A 10,354-nucleotide genomic window follows, 5' to 3' on the forward strand; every position below is an offset into this window, starting at 1 on the left:
TTGCTCGCATGAATACACCATTACCCAGTCGACATCCGCGCACCTGTGCTTTACTTGGTTTCCGCAAACAGTTCGCGGCCGATCAGCATGCGGCGGATTTCGCTGGTGCCGGCGCCGATTTCGTACAGCTTGGCGTCGCGCCACAGGCGGCCGGCCGGATACTCATTGATGTAGCCGTTGCCGCCCAGGGCCTGGATCGCCTCGCCGGCCATCCAGGTCGCCTTCTCCGCACTATACAGAATCGCGCCGGCCGCATCCTTGCGCAGCTGGCGCACGGCTTCCGGCGTGGTGGCGCGGTCGCAGGCCTGGCCCACGGCGTAGACATAAGCCTTGCACGCCATCATGGTCGAATACATGTCGGCCAGTTTGCCCTGCATCAATTGGAATTCGCCGATGGGCTGGCCGAATTGCTTGCGGTCATGCACGTAGGGCACGACCAGGTCCATGCACGCCTGCATGATGCCCAGCGGGCCGCCGGACAGCACGGTGCGCTCGAAATCGAGGCCCGACATCAGCACGTTGACGCCCTTGCCCAGGCCACCCAGCACGTTTTCGGCCGGCACTTCGCAATCCTGGAACACCAGTTCGCCCGTGTGTGAACCGCGCATGCCCAGCTTGTCGAGCTTTTGCGCGATGGAGAAACCCTTGAAATTCTTTTCAATCAGGAACGCCGTCATGCCGCGCGGACCCGCTTCCAGGTCGTTCTTCGCGTACACCACCAGCACGTCCGCGTCGGGGCCGTTGGTGATCCACATCTTGGTGCCGTTCAAGACCCAGCGGTCGCCCTTGAAGTCGGCGCGCAGCTTCATGCTGACGACGTCCGAACCGGCGTTCGGTTCCGACATGGCCAGCGCACCGATGTGCTCGCCGGTGATGAGTTTCGGCAAGTACTTGGCTTTTTGCTCGGCCGTGCCGTTGCGCTTGATCTGGTTTACGCACAGGTTCGAGTGGGCGCCGTACGACAGGCCGACGGAGGCCGAGGCGCGCGAGATTTCTTCCATGGCGATGATGTGCGCCAGGTAGCCCATGCCGGCGCCGCCGTATTCTTCGCTGACGGTAATGCCGAGCAAGCCCATGTCGCCCATCTTGCGCCACAGGTCCATCGGGAACTGGTCCGTGCGGTCGATTTCAGCCGCGCGCGGCGCGATTTCGGCGGCGGCAAATTGTTGGATCGCTACTCTTAGCGCGGCGATGTCGTCGCCGTGGTCAAAGGTCAAGCCTGGGAGATGGAGCATGTCGTCCTCGTAATCTTCGTTATGGTGTGGCGGTCATGGATGCCGGGTCGTGGAAGCTATGATACTCAGTTGTGACGTTTACGTAAACGTAAAGTGAAGCGCGTCAAGCGGCACGGGCCAGCTTGCGCCCATGTCTTACAGCGTGGCCACCTTGCCATCGTTCAAGTCCGCCAGCATGCGCGCACAGGCTTCCTCGTGCGAACTGATTTCCGCCAGCGCCATTTCGATGTCGATGCGCTGCTGCTCCAGGGTCTGGCGATGCTGCGCCAGCACGCCGAGGAAGCGGTCCATCTGCGCGCGCGTGTCCTTCGGCGACTCATACATGTCGACCAGGCTCTTGATTTCCGACAGTGCCAGGCCCAGGCGCTTGCCGCGCAGGGTCAGTTTCAGTCGCGTGCGGTCGCGCGGCGTGTAGACGCGGCTGCGCCCGCCCGCGCCTTCGCGCTTCGGGCTGAGCAAGCCCTGGTCTTCATAGAAACGGATGGCGCGCGCCGTGATGTCGAACTCCCGCGCCAGTTCGGTAATGGTGTAGGTCGTCGTTGGTGCGGGCGGTGATGGTTGCATGGGTGGTCGGTAGAAAAGTCGGTGCGCTGCAAGGCAGGCTGGGCGGCAAAGTGCCGTTTACGTCAACGTCAATACTATTGTAGCGTGCCTTGCCCGTGCTGCAACAAAGAAAAAAGGGGGCGCTGGCGCCGTGATTTGGCGAATAAGGCAACAGTTACTGAAAATAAATTGATTCTTCCCGCACAAACGGGCTTAAGATCGAGAGTTGGTGGCCAACATGACACCAAAAAGAGCTTTCTTGGCGGTATGGCGACATTTTTTTCGCTACGATGGCAGTAAAATTTTTGCACGTTGCGCTATGCCAATATGCACGACCAAAAAACAACGTTTCACTATGAAAACGCCGACCTTATTGTTTCTTTATTGGAAACAACATGGCGCTTCTGAAAACTTTGTCTACAAGAAATTGTATTACATGAGCATTGCGCGAATCGGTAGAGGCGGGCATTATCCGATACCGTACGTTGTAGTGCCAAACCGAGGCTTTGAATCGTGCTGCAGTGCGAAAATCAAGGCCAGCCGCGAATTTGACCCGAAGCCACGCAGGATCACAAGAGAAAATTCGGCCCAGTTTTTCATCGGAAAAGCCAGGCTGGAGTGTTAATTGTTAATTAATGCAATTTTCAAATGTAACAATCTGTATGGTCATTCAAGAAACTGACTTTCATGTTACAACATGAAATAGTACACCTATGAATTCTTCTAACGAACGCGAAAGCTTCAGCCAGCGACTTCAGTTGGCTCTCAAAAACGCCCATTATTCTCCAGACAGCCCGACCAGACTGGCCCGGGAATTCAATATCCGTTTCGACGGGCGCCCGATTACCGTGCATGCAGCTAGGAAATGGTTAGTAGGTGAAGCAATTCCCACGCAAGAGAAATTGCGCATGATTGCCCAATGGCTGGGCGTGCCGGCGGAATGGTTGCGCTTTGGCGGGCCAGAAAGTGCCACGCCGAATGGTGAAGCGGGCAGCGCCTTGTCGCGTTTTGAGTCCGCCGATGTGAAATTAATTGCCGATTTGCAAAGATTAGATGAACATCATCGTCAAATCGCGCGTGAATTTATTCGCATGCTGGTAAGAGTCAACTACCAAAAGTAAGCCTTCAGGCCTTTCCTGGCCGGCGCCATCCGCTTTTCGCCGATGGCGCATCCCCTGTTCTTTTATTTGCGCAGAGTCATACTGGAGACATGATTTTGCCGCACAATAAGACCTCGCATGTTGCGCTGCAGCGGAATTATTTGACAATAATCCCGCCTGCGGCGGCGCAGCGGACAATACCAGCGCATAATCACATCAGAAACAGCCAGTTCATCCACTACGGAGCCGAGCACTTGAGCCGTCTTATGAAAAGTAACTACAGCAATACCGCGCAGCTGAAGGACTTGATGACCGTGCCTCCCATGACTGCCGCGCAACATGCGGAAGTGATGCGCAAACGGATCGCCCACCGCAGGATGGTTGAAGAAGCCAGGGATTTGAAGCAGGCCAGTGCCATGCAGTTCGAAAAACGCTAGTGGTGGATGCCTGAGCAAGGCTGCAGTGCGTCGCGCTTTGCGGCCGGCGATGCTCACCGTGCTTCAGCACGGTTGCGCTTCTGGGCCACAAGGGGGCGCCGAGCCCCGCTGCCGCCCGCTACGCTTTTGTCAGGCAGCGTGACGTGCGTCGTCCGCCACGTAGTTTTTCAGTCTGTCGCTGACTGGTCAGGGGCTTTCAGGCCGTTCCACCGTGGCGCCAGGCCGTGCTCGATGCCGAGCAGGTCGATGACGCGCGCCACCGTATGGTCGACCATTTGCGCAATGCTGTGCGGGTGGTGATAAAAGCTGGGCAATGGGGGGAAGATGATGCCGCCCATTTCCGTCACGGCCGTCATATTGCGCAGGTGCGCCAGGTTGAACGGCGTTTCGCGCACCATCAGGATCAGGCGCCGGCGCTCCTTGAGCACCACATCGGCGGCTCGCGTGATCAGATTATCCGACAAGCCATGGGCCACGGCCGCCAGGGTCTTCATCGAGCACGGTGCGATGACCATACCATCGGACTGGAACGAACCGCTGGCGATCGAGGCGCCGATGTCGCGCAGCTTGTGCACCACGTGCGCCTGCGCTTCGATGTCCTTGCGCCCCACGCCCGTTTCCTGGTGCAGGGTCAATACGGCCGCATCCGACAACACCAGGTGCGTCTCGACGCCGGGGATGGCGCCGAGCAATTGCAACAGCCGCAAGCCATACACGGCGCCCGTGGCGCCCGTGATGGCAATGACGATACGCCGCGGCCGCTGCTGCTGGCTATCAGGCATCGAGCAGGGACTTCAGTTCGCCCGATTCAAACATTTCATTCATGATATCGGAACCACCGATGAACTCGCCTTTGACATACAGCTGCGGAATGGTCGGCCAGTTCGAGTAATCCTTGATGCCCTGGCGTACTTCCGGGTCGTCCAGCACGTTGACGGTGGCGATGTTTTCCACGCCGCACGCTTTCAGGATCTGGATGGCGCGGCCGGAAAAGCCGCACTGCGGGAACTGGGCCGTGCCCTTCATGAACAGCACGACCGGCGTGTTCGTCACGGTTTCTTTGATCCAGGTTTGTACGTCGCTCATAGCTGCCTCTGATGGGTAAATAAATAGATGGCGTCATTTTATAAGAAAACGCCGCCACGGGTATGCGCTCAGGTCATAAATCGGGCAAGTCAGCCACGCTGATGCCTATACGGGCTTGCCCAGGCACGTCGATTGCGCCGCGCCCACGTATTTGCCCCAGGCAGCGACAGGCGCATAACCGTGTTTCGCATAAAACGCCACGGCGCGGGCATTGGCCACGCGGGTAGACAGGTGCAGCCGCGCATAGCCGTGCCGGCGCGCCTGCGCTTCCACATGGGCCAGCAGGGCCGCGCCCACGCCAGCGGCGCCCGGGCGCGCATACATGCGCTTGAGTTCGCCTATGGCGCTGTCTGGCTCGCCCAGCGGCCGCAGGGCGGCGCAGCCCAGCAATTCTCCGGTCGCATCGCGGGCCAGATAAAAGCCGCCGCGCGGCGTTGCCGCTTCGATATCGAACGAGGAACGGCCGCTGTCGCCATTGATGCGCAGCAATGCTGCCGATAATTCATCGAGCAGCAGCCGGGCATCCAGGCTGGCGGCATCCACCGCCAGGATGACAAGGTCATGCCCGGCGGCCATGGACTTAACCGCGCAGCTTGGCGAACGCGGCGGCCATGCTGCCGGCCGGCTCGGGTGCGTTGCGCGACTGCGACTGGTGCTGCGCCATGCTGCGGCGGTCGTTGCGGTCGCCACGCTGCTCGGGCTTGCTGCCGGCCTGCGGCGCGCTGTCCGTCAGGCGCATGGTCAGGGCGATGCGCTTGCGCTTTTCATCGACTTCCAGCACCTTCACGCGCACGACCTGGCCCGCCTTCACCACCGTGTGCGGGTCTTTCACGAAGGTGTTCGACAGGGCCGAGATGTGCACGAGGCCATCCTGGTGCACGCCGATGTCGACGAAGGCGCCAAAGGCGGCCACGTTGGTGACCACGCCCTCGAGGATCATGTCGGGACGCAGGTCGCGGATCTCTTCCACGCCTTCCTTGAAGGTGGCCGTCGTGAATTCCGGACGCGGGTCGCGGCCCGGCTTTTCCAGCTCTTTCAGGATATCGGAGATGGTCGGCACGCCGAAGGTGTCATCCGCGTATTTTGCCGGGCTCAAGGTTTTCAGCAGCGCCGTTTCGCCGATGACGGCCTTGATGTCCTTCTTGATGTCGGCCAGGATTTTTTCCACCAGCGGGTACGATTCCGGGTGGACGGCGGACGCGTCGAGCGGGTTTTCGCCGCCCATCACGCGCAGGAAGCCGGCCGCCTGCTCGTACGTCTTGTCGCCCAGGCGCGGCACGGCCTTCAAGGCCGCGCGCGAAGTGAACGCGCCCTTCATGTCGCGGTAGGTGACGATGCTTTGCGCCACGCTGGCCGACAGGCCGGAGACGCGCGCCAGCAGCGGCGCCGAGGCCGTATTCACGTCCACGCCCACGGCGTTTACGCAATCTTCCACCACGGCATCGAGCGAACGGGCCAGCTGGCTTTGACTCACGTCATGCTGGTATTGGCCGACGCCGATCGATTTCGGGTCGATCTTGACCAGCTCGGCCAGCGGGTCTTGCAGGCGGCGCGCGATCGACACGGCGCCGCGCAAGGACACATCCATGTCCGGCAATTCCTTCGAGGCGAATTCGGACGCCGAGTACACCGACGCGCCCGCTTCCGAGACGACGATCTTCGTCATCTTCGCTTCCGGGTGCTGCTTGATCAAGTCCTGCGCCAGCTTGTCCGTTTCGCGCGAGGCGGTACCGTTGCCGATGGAAATGAGCGATACATTGTGCTTGGCGGCCAGACGGCCCAGGGTGTGCAGCGAGCCATCCCAGTCGTTCTTCGGCTGGTGCGGGTAGATCACGGCCGTGTCGACGACCTTGCCGGTGGCGTCGACCACGGCCACCTTGACGCCCGTGCGCAGGCCAGGATCGAGGCCCATGGTGGCGCGCTGGCCGGCCGGCGCGGCCAGCAGCAGCGCTTTCAAATTGGTGGCAAAGACGTTGATGGCGTCCAGTTCCGAGCGTTCGCGCAGCGCGCCCATCAATTCCGTTTCCAGGTGCATGAAGCTTTTCACGCGCCAGGTCCAGCGCGCCGTGTCGGCCAGCCATTTGTCGGCCGGGCGTCCCAATTGCTTGATGCCGAAGCGGGCGGCGATGCGGCCTTCGCATGGATTATGCGGCGCATCCCATTTCGGTTTTTCCGCTTCCGTGTCCAGGCGCAGGGTGACGTCGAGGATGCCTTCGCGGCGGCCGCGCAGCAGCGCCAGCGCGCGGTGCGAAGGGACTGTGGCAATGGTTTCCGAGTAATCGAAGTAATCGGCGAATTTTTCGCCTTCGTCCTGCTTGCCTTCCACCACTTTCGATTCGACGATGCCATGTTCCTGCACGTATTCGCGCAAGGTTTGCAGCAGGGTCGCGTCTTCGGCGAAACGCTCCATCAGGATCTGGCGCGCGCCGTCGAGGGCCGCCTTGGTGTCGGCCACGCCGGGGTTGTTGCCGTCGGCACTAGTAAACGCATCGCGCAGGAACTTGCCCGCTTCCATTTCCGGCGTCAGTTCCGGATTGTCCAGCAAGCCGTCGGCCAGCGGCATCAGGCCCGCTTCGATGGCGATCTGCGCCTTCGTGCGGCGCTTCTGCTTGTACGGCAGGTACAAATCTTCCAGGCGCGTCTTGTCTTCCGCGTGCATGACGGCGTCGAGCAGCGCGGGCGTCATCTTGTTCTGTTCCGTGATCGAGGCGACGATGGCGGCGCGCCGCTCTTCCAGCTCGCGCAGGTAGCGCAAGCGCTCTTCGAGCAGGCGCAGCTGGATATCGTCGAGGCCGCCGGTCGCTTCCTTGCGGTAACGGGCGATGAAGGGCACGGTGGCGCCTTCGTCGAGCAGTTCGATGGCGGCGGCAACCTGCACCGGTTTGGCGGCAAGTTCAAGGGCAAGGCGTTGTTCGATAGTGGGCAGCATGGTTGTTTCCAGAGCGATCAAGCCTGGAATGATACGCAATCGGCGCGATTGCGCAATCTTGACAGCGCAAATGGACTGTGCGTTGACAACACGCCTAGCTCGGCGGCAGCAGCGGGCTGGCGGGCGCTGGCGCTGGCGGTCGCTGCGGCGTGACGGATTTGCCGAAGGCATTGCCCATGCGGTGCTCCAGCGCGGCGCGGTTGTACAGGCCCAGCTGGTTAGACGGCCGCTGCAGATTGCTTTCCGCCCCCGATAGCGTGGGCGGACGTTGCGACTTGGCACTGTGTGGTGGCAGCAATTTTTCGCTCAGGCAAGACATGGATTGTTCGCGCTTGCCGTTCACTTCCACCTCCACGCAGCCCTTCTCGGGCGCGGCCGCCTGCACGACGACGGTGTGCTCGTCCGCCTGCGCGGGCACGGTGGCGCAAGCCAGTAGTACGGTCAAGAACAGGCGTGCCATGCTGGCTCCCGGAACGGTGAATGGGCGATTAATGAACGATTCAATACGCCGCCAGCATAGCAAGTCCATGTGTCGCAACGATGACACAGGCCGCCATGCGGGCGTGCGCCATGTCATGCAGTTGTCATGTTGCGAAGCTACTATCTTGCCATTCTGCAGGCAACATTGCAGTTAAGACACTCCACAAGCAGGCTTTTCGTTGATGTTCCTGGAAAATGACACGCACCCACCGTCGCACCGCAACGGGCAATGCCCTGGCCCTGTCGGCCTGTTTGCTGATGACATTGATGACATTCGTGCGGCCAGCCGCCGGCGCTGACGGCAGCGACGCCGGCGCGCAGGCCAGCGTGCGCTTCGACTTGCCCGCGCAGCCACTGGACGCGGCCCTGGTGGCATTTGGCGAAATCACCGGCTATTCCGTGCTGGTCAGCAGCGACCTGGCGGCGGGGCGCATGGCGGCGCCCGTGCGCGGCGACTACACGCCGGCCGAAGCGCTGCAGCGCTTGCTGGTGGGCACGCAGCTGGGCGTGCGTTTCAGCGGCAGCAATGCGTTTACCTTGCTGGCGCTGCCCGCCGCAGCGCCGGCGGCGCCCCCATTGCCTGAGGCCGCCCCCGCCGGCCTGGCCCTGCAGGCGTATGCGGCCGTGCTGCAGCGCTCGCTCACGCGCGCCCTGTGCCGCTTGCATCCGGATGCCTTCGGCCGCTACCGCCTGGCCTTCCAGCTGTGGCTTGATGAGCGGGGCAAGGTGCGCGCCGTGCATGTGCTCGAAGCGAGCGGCGTGGCGCAGCGCGACCGCGCCGTGCTGCAGCGCCTGCGCAGCCTGCTGATGGATGGCGCGCCGCCGGCGAACCTGCCGCAGCCGCTGACGATATTGCTGACGCCGCGGCCCGATCCCGCTGCCGATTGCGCGCCGTATCTGTCGCTGGCCGGGGCGTCCTGAGCATGTCGGATTTGCTGAAAGCTACCTTGCGCAAGCTGTTCCTCGAGCGCTACGGCCAGTTTCGCCGCCACCTGCAGCGCCGCCTGGGCTCGGAAGACCTGGCCAATGACGCGCTGCACGAGACGTATTTGCGGGTGGAGCGGATGAACGCGCCCGAAGCGATCAGCTATCCATCCGCGTATCTGATGCGCATCGCCATCAACATTGCGGAAGATCAACGCCGCGACAACGCGCGCCTGCTCAGCCTGCCCGATATCGACGAGTTGTACGAGATGGCCGATGAGTTGGCCGACCCGGCCCGCACCTTCAGCGCGCGCGCCGAGCTCGAAGAACTGGAGCGGGCCCTGCAGGAATTGCCGAAACGCCGGCGCGCCATCGTCATCGCCGCCCGCGTCGACCAGTTGCCGCACCGCGACATCGCCGAGCGTTTCGGCATTTCCGCCCGCACGGTGGAGAAGGAATTGCGCGCCGGACTCGAACATTGCTGCGAGCGCATGGGACGCGATTTCATTCAACGCTTCGGTCCCGGCGCGGGAAAAACGTCTAAACATCATGATTGAACAAGCGGAAGACGACATGGGTGTCATCCAGAAGGAAGCGCAGGCTTGGGTGGTGCGTCTGGCATCGGGCCAGGTCAGCGAGCGCGACGCGCAAGTGTTTCGCCACTGGTGCGCGCGCAGCCGCGCGCATGCGACGGCGTTTGCCGAGGCGCGCGCCGTGTGGGGCGCCATGGCGCCGGCCGCGCGCGCCGTCAAGCGGGCGCAGCAGCCGGTGAATACGGCGCGGCGCGCCTGGCTCGGCGGCGCCGTGGCCGCCTCGCTGGGCGTGCTGGTGCTGCGCCCGCCCACAGACCTGTGGCCAGCCGTGGCGGGCCTGGGCGCCGATTACGCCACCGGCACGGGCGAGCAGCGCGCGCTGGCGCTGGACGGCGGCGTGCTGGTGCAAATGAATACGCAGACGCGCCTCGACGCGGCGCCCCTGCACGATGGGGCGGCGGCGCTGGTATTGCTGGCCGGCGAGGCCGAATTCCAGGCAGGTTCACGCGGCGCGGCGCGCGTGCGCGTGCAGGCCGGCGACGGCACGGTGTCGGCCGGCAGCGCGCGCTTCAATATCCGGCTGTTCGGCCAGGAAGTGTGCGTGACATGCCTGGCGGGCCGGCTGCGTGTGGTGCAGGGCGGTAACGACGCGGAACTGGCCGCCGGCGAGCAGTTGCGCTACCGGCCCGAGCATTTCGGCATCGCGCGCGCCGTGAATGGCGGCGACGTCAGCGCCTGGCGTCAGCGCCTGCTGGTGTTCAAACAAAGCACGCTGGCCGAGGTGGTGGCCGAAGTCAACCGCTACCGTCCCGGCAAGCTCATCTTGAACGGCGATGCGCTGGGCAAGACCCGCGTGCAAGCCAGTTTCTCGCTCGACCGCCTCGACGATGTGATCGCCCTGATCCAGGATGCGTATGGCGCGCGCGTGACGCGCTTGCCTGGCGGCATCGTGCTGTTTGGCTAGTGCCTGGCCGTGCTGGCGTCGTGTCAGGGCGGCGCGCCAAGGCACTGCGCCATTTATGACATTTTCATGACCTTTTGCAGTCCCGGACCTTGTCCCCTGTCAATGCTGCTGGAAGCCGCGAAA

General features: G+C 62.6%; 13 protein-coding genes. 6 read left to right on the forward strand and 7 right to left on the reverse strand.

Annotated elements, in window-relative coordinates; all coding sequences use genetic code 11:
* Window positions 1–50 precede the first annotated feature (50 nt).
* Both YQ44_RS27225 and YQ44_RS27230 read right to left on the reverse strand, forming a co-directional pair.
* On the reverse strand, window positions 51–1,235 hold the full coding sequence (locus YQ44_RS27225; protein WP_071326034.1) for an isovaleryl-CoA dehydrogenase: 1,185 nt from the start codon (window positions 1,233–1,235) through the stop codon (window positions 51–53).
* Window positions 1,236–1,370: 135 nt separating this feature from the next.
* Window positions 1,371–1,799 (reverse strand): MerR family transcriptional regulator, encoded by a 429-nt coding sequence (locus YQ44_RS27230; protein ID WP_071326035.1) that lies wholly within the window; start codon window positions 1,797–1,799, stop codon window positions 1,371–1,373.
* 208 nt (window positions 1,800–2,007) lie between these two features.
* Here YQ44_RS27230 and YQ44_RS29215 point away from each other — a divergent pair, with 208 nt between their 5' ends.
* The 3 genes from YQ44_RS29215 (at window position 2,008) to YQ44_RS27235 (ending at window position 3,315) form a co-directional block, all read left to right on the forward strand.
* Entirely contained in the window at window positions 2,008–2,403 is a 396-nt protein-coding gene (locus YQ44_RS29215; RefSeq protein ID WP_156894986.1) for a hypothetical protein, read from the forward strand.
* An 88-nt stretch (window positions 2,404–2,491) separates the two neighbouring features.
* Window positions 2,492–2,899 carry a hypothetical protein gene (locus YQ44_RS28505; protein WP_034753756.1) on the forward strand — a complete coding sequence of 136 codons (408 nt, stop codon included), beginning with the start codon at window positions 2,492–2,494 and terminating at the stop codon, window positions 2,897–2,899.
* An 89-nt stretch (window positions 2,900–2,988) separates the two neighbouring features.
* Window positions 2,989–3,315, forward strand: coding sequence for a hypothetical protein (locus tag YQ44_RS27235; protein ID WP_071326036.1), 327 nt, complete (start codon window positions 2,989–2,991; stop codon window positions 3,313–3,315).
* Window positions 3,316–3,482: 167 nt separating this feature from the next.
* Here YQ44_RS27235 and YQ44_RS27240 read toward each other — a convergent pair whose 3' ends face one another.
* From YQ44_RS27240 to YQ44_RS27260, 5 genes are all read right to left on the reverse strand, one after another.
* Window positions 3,483–4,097 carry a UbiX family flavin prenyltransferase gene (locus YQ44_RS27240; protein WP_071326037.1) on the reverse strand — a complete coding sequence of 205 codons (615 nt, stop codon included), beginning with the start codon at window positions 4,095–4,097 and terminating at the stop codon, window positions 3,483–3,485.
* Window positions 4,090–4,401, reverse strand: coding sequence for a Grx4 family monothiol glutaredoxin (gene grxD / locus YQ44_RS27245; protein WP_034753766.1), 312 nt, complete (start codon window positions 4,399–4,401; stop codon window positions 4,090–4,092). The genes YQ44_RS27240 and grxD overlap by 8 nt, the downstream gene beginning before the upstream one ends.
* A 105-nt stretch (window positions 4,402–4,506) precedes the next feature.
* On the reverse strand, window positions 4,507–4,977 hold the full coding sequence (locus tag YQ44_RS27250) for a GNAT family N-acetyltransferase (protein ID WP_071326038.1): 471 nt from the start codon (window positions 4,975–4,977) through the stop codon (window positions 4,507–4,509).
* A gap of 4 nt (window positions 4,978–4,981) precedes the next feature.
* On the reverse strand, window positions 4,982–7,330 hold the full coding sequence (locus YQ44_RS27255; protein ID WP_071326039.1) for a Tex family protein: 2,349 nt from the start codon (window positions 7,328–7,330) through the stop codon (window positions 4,982–4,984).
* Window positions 7,331–7,424: 94 nt separating this feature from the next.
* The gene (locus YQ44_RS27260) at window positions 7,425–7,790 is read right to left on the reverse strand and encodes a hypothetical protein (RefSeq protein ID WP_071326040.1); all 366 of its coding nucleotides are present in this window, start codon (window positions 7,788–7,790) and stop codon (window positions 7,425–7,427) included.
* 215 nt (window positions 7,791–8,005) lie between these two features.
* Here YQ44_RS27260 and YQ44_RS27265 point away from each other — a divergent pair, with 215 nt between their 5' ends.
* Genes YQ44_RS27265 through YQ44_RS27275 form a run of 3 tightly spaced genes read left to right on the forward strand, consistent with a single transcriptional unit; the run spans window position 8,006 to window position 10,231 of the window.
* Entirely contained in the window at window positions 8,006–8,731 is a 726-nt protein-coding gene (locus YQ44_RS27265; RefSeq protein WP_083412065.1) for a secretin and TonB N-terminal domain-containing protein, read from the forward strand.
* Between the two features lie 2 nt (window positions 8,732–8,733).
* Window positions 8,734–9,291 (forward strand): RNA polymerase sigma factor, encoded by a 558-nt coding sequence (locus YQ44_RS27270; protein WP_071326041.1) that lies wholly within the window; start codon window positions 8,734–8,736, stop codon window positions 9,289–9,291.
* Entirely contained in the window at window positions 9,284–10,231 is a 948-nt protein-coding gene (locus tag YQ44_RS27275) for a FecR family protein (protein WP_071326042.1), read from the forward strand. Before YQ44_RS27270 ends, YQ44_RS27275 begins: the two co-directional genes overlap by 8 nt.
* Window positions 10,232–10,354 lie beyond the last annotated feature (123 nt).

It is taken from the genome of Janthinobacterium sp. 1_2014MBL_MicDiv, from assembly GCF_001865675.1.
Lineage (GTDB): Bacteria > Pseudomonadota > Gammaproteobacteria > Burkholderiales > Burkholderiaceae_D > Janthinobacterium.